Here is a 16,123-nt window from a genome sequence, read left to right as displayed (position 1 = left end):
TAGCACCTCGCGGTTACCGTCGGGCCACTTCGCTGACCCCCATCAGCGACCCCCCATCGAGGAGTGGCCCGTGCGTACATCCCTGGCCCTCGCCGTCTCGGCCGCCCTGGTGGCCGGGACGGCACTGTCCGTGGCGCCCGCCGCCCAGGCCGACACGAGCGGCACGTCGATCCGGTTCGTGGACATCGCCGGTGACGGCGGCACCGTCCTCAAGGCCAACGTCGTCACGCCCGCCGGTGCCGACGGCTCCACCCGCTACCCGGTGGTCGTCCTGCCCACCAGCTGGGCCATGCCCCAGATCGAGTACCTGGCCCAGGCCCAGAAGCTCGCCGACTCCGGTTACGTCGTGGTGAGTTACAACTCGCGCGGCTTCTGGCAGTCCGGCGGGGAGATCGAGACCGCGGGCCCCAAGGACGTCGCCGACGCGTCGAAGGTGATCGACTGGGCACTCGCCAACACCCCGTCCGACCCCGCCAAGGTCGGCATGGCCGGGGTGAGTTACGGCGCCGGGATCAGCCTGCTCGCCGCCGCCCACGACCCGCGGGTCAAGGCCGTCGCCGCGCTCAGCGGCTGGGCCGACCTCATCGAGTCCATCTACAGCGGCCGCACCCAGCACCTCCAGGCCGCCGCCCTGCTCGGCGGCGCGGGCTATCTCACCGGCCGGCCGGGCCCCGAACTGGAGAAGATCCTCAAGGACTTCCTCTCGTCGAACCTGGACCAGGAGGACGAGATGATCGCCTGGGGCCGACAGCGGTCGGCCGCCACCCACCTCGACCGGCTCAACGCCAACGGCACCGCGATCATGCTCGGCAACGCCTGGGGCGACACCATCTTCCCGCCCAACCAGTACGCGAGCTTCTACGAGAAGCTGAAGGGCCCCAAGCGGCTGGAGTTCCGCCCCGGCGACCACGCCACCGCCGAGGCCACCGGCATCCTCGGGCTGCCCAACGACACCTGGACCAGCGCCCACCGCTGGTTCGACCGCTACCTGAAGGGCGCCGACAACGGCATCGACCGCGAGCAGCCCGTCCGGCTGAAGCCCCGGTCCGACGGCGGGTACGAGGGGTACGCCGACTGGAAGGCGGTCAACGCGCACCGCGAGCGGATCGCCCTGAACGACTCCGAACACGTCTGGACCGGCGTGGACTCCGGCGCCAACGGCGGCATCGTGCTCCTCACCAACCTCCTCGACCAGCTGACGCAGACCCCTCCGGCCGTCTCCGTGCCGCTCCTCCCCCGCTCCTTCGCCGCCGTCTGGCAGTCCGGGCGGTACGACTCCGGGGCGGCCGTGCGCGGCACGCCGGTGCTACACACCACGGTCACCCCGACGAAGTCGAGCGGCACCTTCGTCGCGTACCTCTACGACGTGGGTCCGCTCGGCGTCGGCAAGCTGGTGAGCAACGCCCCGTACACCTTCCACGACAAGACGCCGGGCCGGCCGTTCGGCGTGGACCTGGAGCTGTTCTCCACGGCCTACGACGTCCCGGCCGGCCACCGGCTCGCGGTGGTCGTCGACACCGTCGACCCGCTGTACATCGAGCACAACCCGGCCGGCGCGCAGCTGACCTTCTCCTCCCCCGCGTCCGATCCCTCGTACCTGTCGGTGCCGATGCGGGAGGAGTGATCACGGCTGCCGCCGGGCCGGTCCCAGGCCCGCGCGCGGGCCCGTACGGAGGGTCACTCGCGGCCCGGCAGCGTGATCACCGGTGCGGCGGGAGCGACGTCCACCCCCTTCGTCCGGGGGTCACGGCTCTCCCGCCGCGCGACCCAGGTCGCGCACCAGGAGAGCAGCATGCACATGCCGATGTAGATCGGCGAGATGACGAGGACGACCGGGATGAAGGGCAGGTCGTAGTCGAGGTTGGAGGCGATCAGCTTGCCCGCGTGGAGGAACTCCTCGTAGGTGATGAGATAGCCGAGCGAGGTGTCCTTCAGGGCCACCACCAGCTGGCTGATGATGGCCGGCAGCATCGCGCGGACCGCCTGCGGGACCAGGACCCAGGTCATGACCTGGGTCTTGCGCAGGCCGAGGGCGTACGCGGCCTCGCCCTGCCCGCGCGGCACGGCGTGCACGCCGGTGCGGAAGACCTCGGCGAGCACCGAGCCGTTGTAGAGGGCGAGTCCGGCGACGAGCGCGGGCAGCGGCTGCACCTTGAGCGCCACGAAGATGAAGAAGATCATCACCAGCACGGGCATGGCGCGGAAGAACTCCACGAACAGGGTGGCGATCCAGCGGACCGGCCGGTGGTCGGAGAGCCGCCCGGTGGCGAGGAGCGCGCCGAGCGCCAGGGAGAGGACGGCGGCGAGCGCGAAGGCCTTGAGGGTGTTGCCGAGCCCCTCCAGCAGCAGCTCCTGGATGCCCTCGTAGAGGAAGGGCCGCCACTTCACCGCGGTGAACTGGTCGGTGTCGAAGAGCAGGTAGAGGATCCAGGCGGCGAGGCCCAGGATCACGGCGGTGGAGGCCAGGCCGTAGAAGAAGTGCCGGCGACGGGCCTGCGGACCGGGGATGTCGTAGAGGGCGCTGGCCTGCTGGGGACGGCTCATCGGGCCACCCCCCAGCGCTTCTCCATCACGTTGAAGACCGCGCTGATGGAGAGGGTGATGATCAGGTAGCCGACGGCGATCCAGACGAAGGTCCAGACGATGTTGTAGCCGAGTTCGCTCAAGGTCTTGTAGGTGCCCAGGAGTTCGGTGACGCTGAAGGCGCCGGCGATGGCGGAGTTCTTGGCGAGGGCGATCAGGGTGGAGCCGATCGGCGGGATCACCGAGCGGAAGGCCTGCGGCAGGACGACGGTGCCGAGGGTCTGCGTGAAGCTCATGCCGAGGCTGCGGGCGGCCTCGCCCTGTCCGACGGGGACGGTGTTGATGCCGGAGCGCAGCGCCTCGCAGATGAAGGCGGAGGTGTAGCAGCCCAGCGCGAGGACCGCGAACAGCTCGAAGGGCAGCACCAGTCCGAAGCGGGGCAGACCCAGCATCACCGCGAAGAAGAGCAGGGTGAGCGGGGTGTTGCGCAGGATGGTGACCCAGGCCGTGCCGAAGACGCGGAAGGAGCCGACGGGCGCGACCCGGAAGGCCGCCATGACGAAGCCCAGGACGAGGGCGAGGGCCGAGGCGTAGACGGTGAGTTCGAGGGTGCCGAGGAAACCCTCGCCGTAGAGCGAGAAGTTCTCTGTCAGTACGTCCATGTCAGCGGTGCGGGTCCTCAGTTGGCCGGGTAGCGGTCGATGGGCGGCGGCTCCGGGGCGGGTACGCCGGAGAGGCCGAGGGTCGCGTCGTACGCCTTCTTCCAGTCGCCGTTCTTCTCGTGCGCGGCGATGGCGTCGTCGAGGGCGAAGCGGAGCGCGGTGTCGTCGCGCGGCACCCCGATGCCGTACGGCTCCTTCGAGAACGGCTTCCCGGCGAGCTTGAGTTCGTCGGGGGCCTTGGCCGCGTAGCCCATGAGGATGGTGTCGTCGGTGGTGACGGCGTCGACCTGGTAGGTGAGGAGGTTGTCGACGCAGATGGAGTAGGTGTCGTAGGCGACGAGTTCGGCCTTCGGGTACTCCTTCTGGATCCGCTGGTAGGGGGTGGACCCCGCGGCTGAGCAGACGCGTTTGCCGTCGAGGTCCTGCGGTCCGTGGATGTCGTCCTCGTCGGTGCGGACGAGGAGCGACTGGCCGGCCTCGTAGTAGGGGCCGGCGAATCCGACGAGCTGCTTGCGGTTGTCGTTGATGGTGTAGGTGCCGACGTAGTAGTCGATCTGCCCGTTCTGCAGGGCGGTCTCGCGGTTGGCGGAGGCGATGGTGCGGAACTCGACGTCGTTCGTCGGGTCGAAGCCGAGGGAGGCGGCCATCATCTTGGCGATCTCGATGTCGTAGCCGGAGTAGACGCCGGTGGCGGGGTCCTTCTCGCCGAGGTACGGCTGGTCCTCCTTGGCGCCGACGATCAGCCGTCCGCGCTTCCTGGCCCGGCTCCAGGTGGAGGATTCCGGGAGGCGGAAGCCGGACTGGACGCGGTAGGTGGGGAGTCGGTCGGGCTGCGGGCCCCTGATGGGCGGACTGCCGGGCCGGCCGCAGCCGGCCAGCAGGGGGCCCGCGGCGGCGAGCAGCAGCAGGGCGAGGGCGCCCAGGCGTCGGTGCGTGCGCTGCATGGTTCCCACCCCGGTCAGTGCGAGAGGATCTTGGAGAGGAAGTCCCTGGCGCGCTCGCTGCGCGGGGCGGTGAAGAACTCCTCGGGGGCGCGGTCCTCCAGGATCCGCCCGTCGGCCATGAAGACGACGCGGTTGGCGGCGGAGCGGGCGAAGCCCATCTCGTGGGTGACGACGACCATGGTCATCCCGTCGTGCGCGAGCTGCTGCATGACCTCCAGGACCTCGTTGATCATCTCGGGGTCGAGGGCGGAGGTCGGCTCGTCGAAGAGGAGCGCCTTGGGGTCCATGGCGAGGGCCCGGGCGATGGCGACCCGCTGCTGCTGGCCGCCGGAGAGCTGGGCCGGGTACTTCTCGGCGTGGGCGGCGAGGCCGACCCGGTCGAGGAGGTCGCGGGAGCGCCGGTCGGCCTCCTCCCGCTTGCGCCGGCGGACCTTGATCTGCGCCAGGGAGACGTTGGCGAGGACGGTCTTGTGGGCGAAGAGGTTGAAGGACTGGAAGACCATGCCGACCTCGGCACGCAGCCGGGCGAGCTCCTTGCCCTCCTCGGGGAGGGGGCGGCCGTCGATGCGGATCTCGCCGGACTCGATGGTCTCCAGCCGGTTCACGGCCCTGCACAGGGTGGACTTGCCGGAGCCCGAGGGGCCGATGACGACGACGACCTCGCCGCGGCCGACGGTGAGGTCGATGCCCTGGAGGACGTGCAGGGTGCCGTAGTGCTTGTTGACGCCACGCAGTTCGATCAGCGGATCGACGGTCATGCGCTGCCCTGCCCCATTTCTCAGCGGTGTGCCGATGCGGTGTGTCGAGACAGCGCAAACTATCCGCAGGGAAAAGGGACTTCACGCTTGACACGCCCGAACGGGGCAATCCGGGATTAGCCGTATTTACGTCACCGCTCGGCGGCCTCCGCGTACACCTGGGAGAGCTCGGGCGCCCCGGTCATCGCCCACTCGACGCCGTACTCGACGACCGGGATCTCGCGGCCGGACTCCAGGACGACGACCGGGCCGCCGTTCGGCCACACCTGCCAGCGGGCCCCCGGCACGGTCCGCACGATGACGGTGCCGAGATAGAGCCCCGCGTCGTTGCCGAACCAGGGCAGCTCCTCGGGGTCGTCGCGCCAGCGCGGCGGAAGCTGGTCCAGCTCCTGGAGCGAGCGCGGGGTGTCGTCGAGCTCGACGCCCGCCGACTCGACCCGGGCGCGGAGCAGCTCGCACTCGGCGAGCAGCTCCGCCATTCCCTCGGGATCGCGGTCGAAGGCCGCGGCCAGCGGGGACGGCTGCGGATCGTGCCGTTTGCGCCAGTGGTCGAGAAACGGGATGTTCATCGCAACAGCGTCGCACCGTCACCGGCCGTACCACCACCCGGCACGCGGGGTTCCCCGTGCGCGCCCCGGGGGGGTGACCCGGGTCAGAGGTCGAGGTCGACGACGACCGGCGCGTGGTCGGAGGCGCCCTTGCCCTTGCGCTCCTCGCGGTCCACGTAGCTGTCCTTCACGGCCTCGGCGAAGGGCTTGTTGCCGTACACCAGGTCGATGCGCATGCCCTTGTTCTTCGGGAAGGCGAGCTGGCGGTAGTCCCAGTACGTGTACGGGTGGTCGTACTTGAGGGGGCGCGGGACGACGTCGGCGAGGCCGGTCTCGCGCAGTCCGGCGAGGGCCGCGCGCTCGGGCTCGGTGACATGGGTGGAGCCCTCGAAGAGGGAGACGTCCCAGACGTCGGCGTCGGCCGGGGCGATGTTGTAGTCCCCGAGCACGGCGAAGGGGCGCTCGCCGGCCGCGTCGTCGGCGACGGCCCCCTTCAGCGCCTCCAGCCAGCGCAGCTTGTACGCGTAGTGCTCGTGGGCGATCTCCCGGCCGTTCGGCACGTAGACCGACCAGAGGCGGACCGGGCCGCAGGTGGCGGAGATCGCGCGGGGCTCCTGCACGCCGTCGTACTCGGGACCGCCGGGCAGCCCGGTGACGACGTCCTCGAAGCCGACGCGGGAGAGCAGGGCCACGCCGTTCCACCTGCCGGTGGCGTTGACCGCCGACTCGTAGCCCAGCGCCTTCAGCTCCTCGGTGGGGAACTGCTCGGCGGCGCACTTGGTCTCCTGGATGCACAGCACGTCGGTGCCGCTGCTCTCCAGCCAGGCCAGCAGCCGGGGCAGCCGGGCGGTGATCGAATTGACGTTCCAGGTGGCGATGCGCATGACGCCCACCCTACTGGCGGGCACCGACAACGGCCCGGATCCGGCTCACAGCTCGGCGGAGGCGCCGGAGGCGAGCCGCTGGTGGTCGGTGCCGCCGAGCGCGCCGATCTGCCGGTCGTAGATCGGCCGGGCCAGGTCGGTGAGGAGCGCGTCGTGGATGTCGTAGGCCCGGCGCGGCCTCACCTCGCGGACGTAGTCGATCACTTCGGAGATCTTGTTCCACGGCGCCATCACCGGCAGCAGCAGGGTGTCCACCGGGCGGCCGGGGACGGTGAGGGCGTCGCCGGGGTGGAAGACGGCGCCGTCGACGAGGAAGCCGACGTTGGTGACGCGGGGGATGTCCGGGTGGATCACGGCGTGCAGCTCGCCGTGGACCTCGACGTTGAAGCCGGCGGCGGTGAAGGCGTCGCCGTGCCCGACGGTGTGCACCCGGCCGGGGAAGGCGGGGGCCAGCCGGTCGGCGACGCTGCGCAGGGTCCAGAGCTCGGCCGCCGGATCGGCGTCCAGGGCGGCGCGCAGCCGGCCCTCGTCGAAGTGGTCCGGGTGCTCGTGGGTGACGAGGAGGGCGTCGGCGCCGAGCACGGCGTCCTCCTCCGTGAACATCCCGGGGTCGAGGACGAGCGTCCGCCCGTCCTTCTCCAGCCGGACACAGGCGTGGGACTTCTTCGTCAGCTTCACGGCCTCACCCTACGCCGGGCGTGCGGGCCCGGCCCCGGGGCTCGGTCACGCGGGCGGAGTGGTCTCCTCGGTGATGACACGGCCGACCGTGGCGAGGGCGGTCTCGGCGGCGGGGAGGCCGCAGTAGACCGCGGTGTGCAGCACGATCTCGCGGATCTCGGCGGGCGAGAGGCCGTTGCGGAGGGCGGCGCGGGTGTGGTCGGCGAGCGCCTCGCGGTGCCCGCCGGCGATGAGGGCCGTGAGGGTGACGACGCTGCGGGTGCGCCGGTCGAGGCCTTCCCGGGCCCAGACCTCCCCCCAGGCGTAGCGGGTGACCAGCTCCTGGAAGTCGGTGGCGTCCTCGTCGGCGAGCGCCCGGTCGACGTGGGCGTCGCCGAGGATCTCGCGGCGCAGCCCGAGTCCCTTCTCGTACGGGTCGGGGCGGCCGGCCGGGACCTCCTCGCCGTCCTCGGCGGCGGCCGGGGCGGGGGCGGGCTCGGCCGGGGCCGTGGCGGGGACCGGGGGCGGTACGGCGAGGGTGCCGCTGGTCTCGTGGGAGGTCGCCGAGAAGTGCTCCAGGAGCAGGTCGGTGACGGCGGCCGGCTGTTCGACGGGGGCGAGGTGGGAGGCGCCGGGGACGACGGCGAGCTTGGCGTCGGCGATGCCGGCGACCAGGGTGCGGGCCTCGGCGGGGCCGGTGACCCGGTCCTCGGAGCCGACCAGGACGAGCGCGGGCACCCCGATGCTGCCGAGGGCGGCCCGGACGTCGAAGACGGCGAGGGCCTCGCAGGCGGCGACGTAGCAGGTGGCGTCGGTGGTCCGCACCATCTGGACGGCCCAGTCGACGATGGCGGGCTGGTTGGCGGAGAAGTGCGGGGTGAACCACTGCTCGGGCGCGGCGCGGGCCATCGGCTCCAGGCCGTTGGCCCGGACCACGACCCCGCGCTGGCGGAACTCGTCGGCGGTGCCGAAGCGCGGCGCGGTGGCGACCAGGGCCAGCGAGGCGACCCGGTGCGGGGCGCGCAGGGCGAGGTCGAGGCCGACGGCGCCGCCGAGGGAGCAGCCGGCGTAGCCGAAGCGCTGGACGCCGAGGGTGTCGAGGGTGGCGAGGACGCGGTCGCCGAGCTCCGCGACGGAGGTGAAGGGCTGGGCGGGCGCGCCGCCGTGGCCGGGCAGGTCGAAGCGGACCACGCGGCGGTCCCGGATCAGCTCCGGGATCTGGCGGTCCCACATGTGGAAGGTGGTGCCCAACGAGGGGCCCAGGACCAGGACGGGTGCGTCCTCGGGCCCGTCGACTCGGTATTGCAGGGTGTTCGTCGGTGTCTCGCTCACTCGCCCGACCCTCTCATCCCGCCGGATCCGGCGGGGCGCCGGGGCGGGATTCGCGCGCGCGGACGGGCGCGCGGTGACGGGCGACGGGGGCGGACCGTCAGCGGCCGCGGCGGACGCGGGCGGCCTTGCGGGCCTCGGCCAGCTTGCGGTCCTCCGCGGAGCGGCGGGACTCGTTCTTGGCGCGGCCGGGCTTGCCGGGGACGGTGCCGATGCCGCGGAAGCGCTCGCCGCCGCGCTTGGGGCGCTCGGCGCTGGGGGCGCTGCCGTCGACCGGGACGCCGGAGGGGGCCTTGGCGCCGGTGATCCGGCTGAGCTCCGCCTCGCCGGAGCGGACCTGGGTGACCTCGGGCCGCAGTCCGGCGTCCGCCATCAGGCGCAGGACGTCCTTCCGCTGGTCGGGCAGGACCAGGGTGACCACGGTGCCGGAGCCGCCGGCGCGGGCGGTGCGGCCGCCCCGGTGCAGGTAGTCCTTGTGGTCGGCGGGCGGGTCGACGTTCACGACGAGGTCGATGTCGTCGACGTGGATGCCGCGCGCGGCGACGTTGGTGGCGACCAGGACGGGCACCTCGCCGGTGCGGAACCGCTCCAGGGTGCGGGTCCGCAGCGGCTGCGACTTGTCGCCGTGCAGGGCGGCGGCCCGGACGCCGCTGCCGCGCAGGTGCGCGGTGAAGCGGTCGACGGCCGCCTTGGTGGCGAGGAACATGATCACGCGGCCGTCGCGGGCGGCGATCTCGGTGGCGGTGGCGAACTTGTCGGCGCCGTGCACCTGCAGGACGTGGTGCTCCATGGTGGTGACGGCGGCGGTCGAGGGGTCGGCCGAGTGGACGACCGGGTCGTGGAGGTAGCGCTCGACGAGGAGGTCGACGTTCCGGTCCAGGGTCGCGGAGAACAGCAGGCGCTGGCCCCCTTTGCGGACCAGGTCGAGCAGGGCGGTGACCTGGTCGGTGAAGCCCATGTCGGCCATCTGGTCGGCCTCGTCGAGGACGGTGATCTCCACCCGGTCGAGCCGGGCGTCCTTGCGCTCGACGAGGTCCACGAGACGGCCGGGGGTGGCGATCACGACCTCGGCGCCGTCGCGCAGCGCGGTCGCCTGCCGTCCGATGGACATGCCGCCGACGACGGTGGCGAGGCGCAGCCCCAGCGCCGCGGCGAACGGGGCCAGCGCGTCGGTGACCTGCTGGGCCAGCTCGCGGGTGGGCACGAGGACCAGGGCCCGGGGCTTGCGGGCCTCGGCCCGGCGGCCGGCGAGGCGCACGAGGAGCGGCAGCCCGAAGGCGAGCGTCTTGCCGGACCCGGTCCGGCCGCGTCCGAGCACGTCGCGCCCGGCGAGGGCGTTCGGCAGGGTCGCCGCCTGGATCGGGAAGGGGGTGACGACGCCCTGGGCGGTGAGCAGCTCCCGTACGGCCGGGGGCAGCCCGAGCTCGTCGAAGGAGGCGACGGCGGGCAGGGCCGGGGTGACGCCGGCGTGCTGCGTGAAGTCGTCCTCGGGCGCGGTGGGGCGGGGGGAGCTGTCCATGGGGTCCATTGTCACCCGGCGCGGGCGGGGCGCGGGTCAGGGGCTGGTCGTGGAGACCGCGAAGACGCGGGGGAAGGCCGGGTCCGTGAGGTCGACGGTGATGTCCGTGGACGGTCGGGGGTCCTCGCGGTCGACGGTGGTGCCCGACCAGCTCAGGCCGTCGGGGAAGGTCCAGCCGACGATGTCGGTGTCCCGGTCGGAGACGGTGACGAGGCCCGGGGTGAGGGTGGAGCGGCCGGTGCCGGACTCGGCGAGGAAGGTGTCGAGGCCGGTCGCCGTGGTGGTGAACTGCACGTACAGCCGGCTGGTCTTCCAGTTGCTGGTCTCGTAGTAGGCGACGCCGGAGGCGCCCGCCGGGACGGGGACCTCGAAGACGCGTCGCTTCATGAGCGAGGGCCAGTTGTCCTGGAGGCCGGCGGCGGAGGACTCGCGCTCCTTGTCGATGCCGCTCTCCCGGCTCTGTCCGGCGGAGATCACCAGATAGCCGGCGGGGATGCCGACGAGCAGGACGATGATGACCGCCGTCAGCCACCGGCGGCGCAGCATGTGGCCCCGGTCCTCCGGCATCCGCCGCTCGGCCGGGTGCTCCTCGGGCAGCCGCTCCTCGGGCGGGCTCGCGGGCTGCTGGTGCACGGTCATGAGCCGGGTTCCTCGGGGGTGCGGGAGGTGCGCCCCTGGGTGCCGGCGCGGAAGGCCTGCGCGTAGCGCTCGTACCGCTCGTAGCGCTCCACCCGGCGCCGGTTGGCGCGGCGGAAGCGGCGGGCGACGAGCCGGGCGAGGTCGGCGGCGCCGACCATGCCGGCCTCGGGGCCGAGCTGGGCGCGGGTGATCCGGGCCTCGGGGCGGTAGCCGCGGCCGGTGAGGTGGCGGCGGAAGGCATCCCTGGCGGGGCCGATGAGCAGGTCGTCGGCGGCGGAGACGCCGCCGCCGATGACGAAGCAGGAGGGGTCGAGGGCGGCGGCGAGGTTGGCGATGCCGACGCCGAGCCACTGCCCGATGTCCTGGAGCAGCTCGACGCACATGGCGTCGCCCTCGCGGGCCAGCTCGGTGATGAGGGGGCCGGTGATCTCGGGGACGTTCCCCTTGACCCGCTCGATGATCCCGTACGCCACCGGGGAGTCGGCGGCGGCCAGCTCGCGGGCCTCGCGGACCAGGGCGTTGCCGGAGCTGTACTGCTCCCAGCAGCCCCGGTTGCCGCAGGGGCAGCGGTGGCCGCCGGGCACGACCTGCATGTGCCCGAACTCGCCGGCGACGCCGTACTTGCCCCGCTTGACCTTGCCGTCCTCCAGGATGGCGCCGCCGATCCCCGTACCCAGGGTGATCATGACGAGGTGGTCCTCGCCGCGTCCGGCGCCGAAGCGCCATTCGGCCCAGGCGGCGGTGTTGGCGTCGTTGTCCACCATGACGGGGACGGCGAGCCGGTCCTGGAGGGCGTCGCGCAGGGGTTCGTTGCGCCAGGCCAGGTGGGGGGCGAAGAGGACGCGGGCCCGGTCGGCGTCGACCCAGCCGGCGGCGCCGATGCCGACGGCGTGCACGTCGTGCCGGTCGGAGAGGTCCAGGACCAGCTCGACGATGGTGTCCTCGACGACCTTGGGGCTCTTGGACTTGTCGGGGGTCTCGGTGCGGATCTTCTCCAGGATGGTGCCGTCGGCGTCGACGACGCCCGCCATCACCTTGGTACCGCCGATGTCGATGCCCACCGTCGGCACCCGGGGCGCCGACAGGTGGGAGCGCCGCTCGCGGGTCCCGACGGTCCGCAGGACACCGCCCCGGGCGGCGGGGTCACGGTAGGTACTCATCGGGTCGATTCTGCCAGGAGTGGCGTCGGGTCCGCGTGATGAAGCGGTTCGGCGGGCCTTCCGCGTCACGGGGCGGAGGGCCGCTCCAGCTCGTGGCGGAGGTCGTCGAGCTCGCTGCCGCCCGCCATCTGTCGGGTCAACTCGTCGAGGGTCACCGAGTCCTTGGTGTGGCTCGCGGCCATCACCCCGCGCTTGAGCAGCACGAACCGGTCGCCGACGAGGTAGGCGTGGTGCGGGTTGTGGGTGATGAGGACCACGCCGAGTCCCTGGTCGCGGGCGGCGGCGACGTACTTGAGGACGACGCCGGACTGCTTGACGCCGAGGGCGGCGGTCGGCTCGTCGAGGACGAGGACCTTGGCGCCGAAGTGGACCGCGCGGGCGATGGCCACGCACTGGCGTTCGCCGCCGGAGAGGGTGCCGATGGGCTGGTCGACGTCGCGCAGGTCGATGCCCATGCGGAGCAGCGCCTCGCGGGTGGTGGTCCGCATCGGCTCGACGTCGAGCCGCTTGAAGGGGCCCGTGCCCCTGGTCGGCTCGGAGCCGAGGAAGAAGTTCCGCCAGACCGGCATGAGGGGGACGACGGCGAGGTCCTGGTAGACGGTGGCGATGCCCCGGTCGAGGGCGTCGCGCGGGTTGGCGAGGGTGACCTCGTCGCCCTCGATGCGGAAGGTGCCGGCGTCGTGCCGGTGCAGCCCGGCGACGATCTTGATGAGGGTGGACTTGCCGGCGCCGTTGTCGCCGAGGACGCAGGTGATCTCGCCGGCCCGGACCTCCAGGGAGACCCCTTCGAGGGCGCGGATGTTGCCGTAGTACTTGCTGACGCCGGCCAGCTCCACCAGCGGGGTCGTCGTCACTTGGTGGCCTCCACGCGCTTGCGGATCCAGGCGTTCAGAAGGGTCGCGAGCAGCAGCATCGCGCCCAGGAAGAACTTGAACCAGTCGGGGTTCCACTCGGCGTAGACGATGCCCTTGCTGGTCATGCCGAAGATGAGGGCGCCGACGGCGGAGCCGATGGCCGAGCCGTATCCGCCGGTGATGAGGCAGCCGCCGATGACGGCCGCGATGATGTAGATCAGCTCGTTGCCCACGCCTTCGCCGGACTGGACGACGTCGAAGGAGAAGAGCAGGTGCTGGCCGGCGATCCAGGCGCAGAAGGCGACGCCCATGTAGAGGCCGATCTTGGTCCGGTGGACCGGGACGCCGACCGCGCGGGCCGCGTCGGCGCCGCCGCCGACCGCGAAGATCCAGTTGCCGAAGCGGGTGCGGAGCAGGATCCAGGTGGCGACCGCCACCAGGCCGAGCCACCACAGGATGGTGACCTTCAGCTCGACGCTCCCGACGGTGAGCGTCGAGGCGAAGACGTCGTGGGCGGAGGGGAAGCCCTCCATGTCGGCGATCGACTTGGTGGAGACGGTGCCGGTGATCAGCTTGGTCAGGCCCAGGTTCAGGCCGGTGAGCATGAGGAAGGTGCCGAGCGTGATGATGAAGCTGGGCAGCTTGGTCCGGGTCAGCATGAAGCCGTTGAAGGCGCCGATGCCCAGGGTGACCAGGAGCGAGACGCCGACGCCGACCCAGACGTTGGCGGTCATCTGGTAGCTGAACATCGAGGAGACCAGCGCGGAGCTGGTGACCAGGACGCCGGCCGAGAGGTCGAACTCGCCGCCGATCATCAGCAGGGCGACCGGGACGGCCATGATGCCGAGGGTGGAGGCGGCGTACAGGACGGTGCCGAGGCTGGCGGGGCGCAGGAAGCTGTCGGCGGCGACCGCGAAGAAGGCGAAGACGGCGATCGCGCCGACGACGGAGCCCAGTTCGGGGCGGGCCATGAGCTTCTTGAGCGGGGTGGTGCGGAGGAGGCGTTCGTCGACGTGGTCGACGCCGTCGCCCGGCGCGGGTGCGGTGGCGCTCATCGGGTCCCCCGCTCCGCGTACTGCTTCAGCGCCCCGGCCTGGTCCTTGGTGACGATCTGCGGGCCGGTGAGGACGGGCTTGCCGCCGCCGAGCACGTTGGCGTTGTAGCGGTAGAGCCAGAGCAGGTCGACGGCCTCGTACCCCTGGAGGTAGGGCTGCTGGTCGACGGCGAAGCCGAGGGTGCCGGCCTCCAGGGCGGCGGCGACCTTGGCGTTGAGGTCGAAGGTGTCGATCTCGGCCTTGCTGCCGGCGCTCTTCGCGGCCTGGACGGCGGCGTCGGCGAAGGGGGCGCCGAGGGTGACGACGGCGTCGACGTCCTTGTCGGACTGGAGCTTGGCCTCGATGGACGCCTTCACGTCGGGCATGTTGGTGCCGTCGACGTAGAGGTTGACCAGTTCGCCGTCGAAGGTCTCCTTCGTGCCGGCGCAGCGCTGCTCGTGGCCGACGTTGCCCTGCTCGTGCAGGACGCAGAGGGCCTTCTTCCTCCCGCGCTTCGTCAGCTCCTCGCCGACGGCCTGGCCGGCGACGGCCTCGTCCTGCCCGATGTGGGTGAGGGCGCCGAAGGCCTCGGACTGCTCGGCGCCGGAGTTCACGGTGATCACCGGGATGCCGGCCTTGACGGCCTTCTCCACGGCGGCCTTCATGGCGTCGGGCTTGGCGAGGGTCACGATGAGCCCGTCGACGCCCTTGGCGACGTACGAGTCGATCAGCTGCGCCTGCTGCTGCGCCTCGTCGTTGTGGGCGTAGAGGAAGTTGATGTTGTCCTTGGCGGCGGCCTGCTCGGCGCCGTTCTGGACGATGTCCCAGAAGGTGTCCCCGTCGCCCGAGTGGGTCACCATCGCGAAGGTCCAGCGGGGGGTGTCCACGGCCGCCCGGCCCTGGGCCGCGGCCGCCTTGCGGGCGTCCTCCGCCCGCTTGCCGCCCGTGCTGCTGCACCCGGCGAGCGCTCCCGTCAGCGCGAGTGCGAGCACGGCGCCGATCGCGGCGCGTACCCCTCCTGTCCGAAGCCTGGTCACGAGGCCGTGCCCTCCTTTGTGTCCTTCTGCGTGCATTGCAGTATCGGTCATGCGGGTCGCGGCGCTCGTCAGGGGCCCCCTCCCCCCTCCCTACCCCCTCCGTACGGACCAGCAACGGGGCCGCCTTGACACCGTCCGACGGGCGCCCCACGGTGGGGCCATGCGCATCGGACTCATCGGTACGGGCCGGATCGGGAGCTTCCACGCGGGGGTGCTCGCCCGGCATCCGGGGGTCGGCTCGCTGGTGGTCACCGACGCCGAGACGGCGCGGGCCCGGGCGGTGGCGGCGGCGGTGGACGCCGAGGCCGCGCCGGACGTCACGGCGCTCCTCGGCCGGGGCCTGGACGCGGTGGTGATCGCCTCGGCGACGGCCGCGCACGCGGAGCTGATCGCCCGGGCGGCGCGGGCGGGCCTGCCGGTCTTCTGCGAGAAGCCGATCGCCCTGGACGTGCCGGGCACGCTGTCCGCGCTCGCGGCGGTCGCGGAGGCGGGCACCGAGCTCCAGCTGGGCTTCATGCGCCGCTTCGACGCCGGCTACCGGGCGGCGCGGGAGGCCGTCCGCGCCGGGCTCCTCGGGCGGCTGCACACGGTACGGACCGTCAGCTCGGACCCGGAGCCGCCGCCCGCCGCGTATCTGCCGCTCTCCGGCGGCCTCTTCCGGGACTGCATGATCCACGACGTCGACATGGTGCGCTGGGTGACCGGCCGGGAGGTCGTGGAGGTGTACGCGCGCGGCTCGGACGCGGGCCCGGCGATGTTCCGCGAGGCCGGTGACGTGGACACGGCCGCCGCGCTGCTCACCCTCGACGACGGCACCCTGGTGACGGCGACGGCGACCCGCTGCAACGGCGCCGGGTACGACGTGCGGATGGAGCTGGCGGGCTCGCTCGACCAGCTGGCGGTCGGCCTGGACGAGCGCACCCCGCTCACCTCGCTCGAACCGCACTCCCCCGCGCCCCCGCCCAAGCCCTGGCCCGGTTTCCTGGAGCGCTTCGCCCCCGCGTACGAGGCGGAGCTGGACGCCTTCGTCCGGCTGGTGCGCGACGGGGCCCCCAACCCCTGCGACGGATACGAGGCGCTGGCCGCGCTGCGGGTCGCGGAGGCCTGCGAGCGGTCGCGGCAGGAAGGCCGCCCGGTGCGGGTGGCCGGCTAGCCGACCGCGCGGACGGTGCCCTGGGCGAGGGCGCAGAGGGTCTCCTCGCCGTCCTCGTCGACGGTGAGGAGTTCGCAGCGGACGACGGCCTGGCGGCGGCCGGCGTGGAGGACCTCGGCGCGGGCCAGGAGGGTGACGCCGACGGCGGGGCGGACGTAGTCGATGGAGTAGCCGGCGGTGAGGACGGCCGCGCCGAGGACGGTGCCGGCGGCGAAGGTGAGGGCGTTGTCGGCGGCGTACGAGAGGACTCCGCCGTGGACGAAGCCGTTCTGCTGGCGCAGCTCCTCGCGGATCGGCAGTTCCAGGGTGGCTCCGCCGTCGCCGAAGGCGCGGACGTCGGCGCCGACGAGGCGGCTGAACGGCTGGGCCCGCAGGATGTCGCGCGCCAGGGACAGGGGGTCGGTCTCGGTCATCCGCGTCAC

Annotated in this window: 17 protein-coding genes; 2 read left to right on the top strand and 15 right to left on the bottom strand. The window is 72.5% G+C overall.

What is annotated here, in order from left to right; all coding sequences use genetic code 11:
* Window positions 1-70: 70 nt before the first annotated feature.
* Window positions 71-1,624 carry a CocE/NonD family hydrolase gene (locus tag ACFQ8C_RS16520; protein ID WP_383457447.1) on the top strand — a complete coding sequence of 518 codons (1,554 nt, stop codon included), beginning with the start codon at window positions 71-73 and terminating at the stop codon, window positions 1,622-1,624.
* 53 nt (window positions 1,625-1,677) lie between these two features.
* On the opposite strand, the gene ACFQ8C_RS16515 is transcribed toward ACFQ8C_RS16520, so the two are convergent.
* The 14 genes from ACFQ8C_RS16515 to ACFQ8C_RS16450 form a co-directional block, all read right to left on the bottom strand.
* On the bottom strand, window positions 1,678-2,544 hold the full coding sequence (locus ACFQ8C_RS16515) for an amino acid ABC transporter permease (protein WP_383457444.1): 867 nt from the start codon (window positions 2,542-2,544) through the stop codon (window positions 1,678-1,680).
* Window positions 2,541-3,185 carry an amino acid ABC transporter permease gene (locus ACFQ8C_RS16510; protein WP_383457441.1) on the bottom strand — a complete coding sequence of 215 codons (645 nt, stop codon included), beginning with the start codon at window positions 3,183-3,185 and terminating at the stop codon, window positions 2,541-2,543. The genes ACFQ8C_RS16515 and ACFQ8C_RS16510 overlap by 4 nt, the downstream gene beginning before the upstream one ends.
* A gap of 17 nt (window positions 3,186-3,202) precedes the next feature.
* A complete protein-coding gene (locus ACFQ8C_RS16505) occupies window positions 3,203-4,129 on the bottom strand; it encodes a glutamate ABC transporter substrate-binding protein (protein WP_383457438.1) in 927 nt (308 codons plus the stop codon).
* Between the two features lie 14 nt (window positions 4,130-4,143).
* Window positions 4,144-4,887 carry an amino acid ABC transporter ATP-binding protein gene (locus ACFQ8C_RS16500; RefSeq protein ID WP_383457436.1) on the bottom strand — a complete coding sequence of 248 codons (744 nt, stop codon included), beginning with the start codon at window positions 4,885-4,887 and terminating at the stop codon, window positions 4,144-4,146.
* A 131-nt stretch (window positions 4,888-5,018) separates the two neighbouring features.
* Window positions 5,019-5,456, bottom strand: coding sequence for a DUF6278 family protein (locus ACFQ8C_RS16495; protein ID WP_383457433.1), 438 nt, complete (start codon window positions 5,454-5,456; stop codon window positions 5,019-5,021).
* Window positions 5,457-5,539: 83 nt separating this feature from the next.
* Window positions 5,540-6,319 carry an exodeoxyribonuclease III gene (locus tag ACFQ8C_RS16490; RefSeq protein ID WP_383457430.1) on the bottom strand — a complete coding sequence of 260 codons (780 nt, stop codon included), beginning with the start codon at window positions 6,317-6,319 and terminating at the stop codon, window positions 5,540-5,542.
* Window positions 6,320-6,364: 45 nt separating this feature from the next.
* Window positions 6,365-6,997, bottom strand: coding sequence for an MBL fold metallo-hydrolase (locus ACFQ8C_RS16485; RefSeq protein ID WP_383457428.1), 633 nt, complete (start codon window positions 6,995-6,997; stop codon window positions 6,365-6,367).
* A gap of 45 nt (window positions 6,998-7,042) precedes the next feature.
* Window positions 7,043-8,308, bottom strand: coding sequence for an alpha/beta fold hydrolase (locus tag ACFQ8C_RS16480; protein ID WP_383457424.1), 1,266 nt, complete (start codon window positions 8,306-8,308; stop codon window positions 7,043-7,045).
* Window positions 8,309-8,405: 97 nt separating this feature from the next.
* On the bottom strand, window positions 8,406-9,824 hold the full coding sequence (locus tag ACFQ8C_RS16475) for a DEAD/DEAH box helicase (RefSeq protein ID WP_383457421.1): 1,419 nt from the start codon (window positions 9,822-9,824) through the stop codon (window positions 8,406-8,408).
* 36 nt (window positions 9,825-9,860) lie between these two features.
* The gene (locus tag ACFQ8C_RS16470; protein ID WP_383457418.1) at window positions 9,861-10,463 is read right to left on the bottom strand and encodes a hypothetical protein; all 603 of its coding nucleotides are present in this window, start codon (window positions 10,461-10,463) and stop codon (window positions 9,861-9,863) included.
* Window positions 10,460-11,623 carry an ROK family glucokinase gene (locus ACFQ8C_RS16465; protein WP_383457415.1) on the bottom strand — a complete coding sequence of 388 codons (1,164 nt, stop codon included), beginning with the start codon at window positions 11,621-11,623 and terminating at the stop codon, window positions 10,460-10,462. The genes ACFQ8C_RS16470 and ACFQ8C_RS16465 overlap by 4 nt, the downstream gene beginning before the upstream one ends.
* 65 nt (window positions 11,624-11,688) lie before the next feature.
* Window positions 11,689-12,477, bottom strand: a complete 789-nt coding sequence (locus ACFQ8C_RS16460) for an ATP-binding cassette domain-containing protein (RefSeq protein WP_383457412.1) — start codon at window positions 12,475-12,477, stop codon at window positions 11,689-11,691.
* Window positions 12,474-13,532, bottom strand: a complete 1,059-nt coding sequence (locus ACFQ8C_RS16455) for an ABC transporter permease (protein WP_383457410.1) — start codon at window positions 13,530-13,532, stop codon at window positions 12,474-12,476. Before ACFQ8C_RS16455 ends, ACFQ8C_RS16460 begins: the two co-directional genes overlap by 4 nt.
* The gene (locus ACFQ8C_RS16450) at window positions 13,529-14,512 is read right to left on the bottom strand and encodes a sugar ABC transporter substrate-binding protein (RefSeq protein ID WP_383457489.1); all 984 of its coding nucleotides are present in this window, start codon (window positions 14,510-14,512) and stop codon (window positions 13,529-13,531) included. The genes ACFQ8C_RS16455 and ACFQ8C_RS16450 overlap by 4 nt, the downstream gene beginning before the upstream one ends.
* A gap of 196 nt (window positions 14,513-14,708) precedes the next feature.
* On the opposite strand from ACFQ8C_RS16450, the gene ACFQ8C_RS16445 reads away from it, so the two are divergent.
* Window positions 14,709-15,701: a Gfo/Idh/MocA family oxidoreductase gene (locus ACFQ8C_RS16445; protein ID WP_383457408.1), complete on the top strand. Its 993-nt coding sequence runs from the start codon at window positions 14,709-14,711 to the stop codon at window positions 15,699-15,701.
* On the opposite strand, the gene ACFQ8C_RS16440 is transcribed toward ACFQ8C_RS16445, so the two are convergent.
* Complete coding sequence (locus ACFQ8C_RS16440; RefSeq protein ID WP_383457406.1) at window positions 15,698-16,114, bottom strand: PaaI family thioesterase; 417 nt, start codon at window positions 16,112-16,114, stop codon at window positions 15,698-15,700. The genes ACFQ8C_RS16445 and ACFQ8C_RS16440 overlap by 4 nt on opposite strands.
* Window positions 16,115-16,123 lie beyond the last annotated feature (9 nt).

Source organism: Streptomyces sp. NPDC056503, assembly GCF_042794995.1.
Lineage (GTDB): Bacteria > Actinomycetota > Actinomycetes > Streptomycetales > Streptomycetaceae > Streptomyces.
The sequence above is the reverse complement of the archived record's forward strand: the minus strand, read 5'-3'. Positions and strand labels throughout refer to the sequence as shown.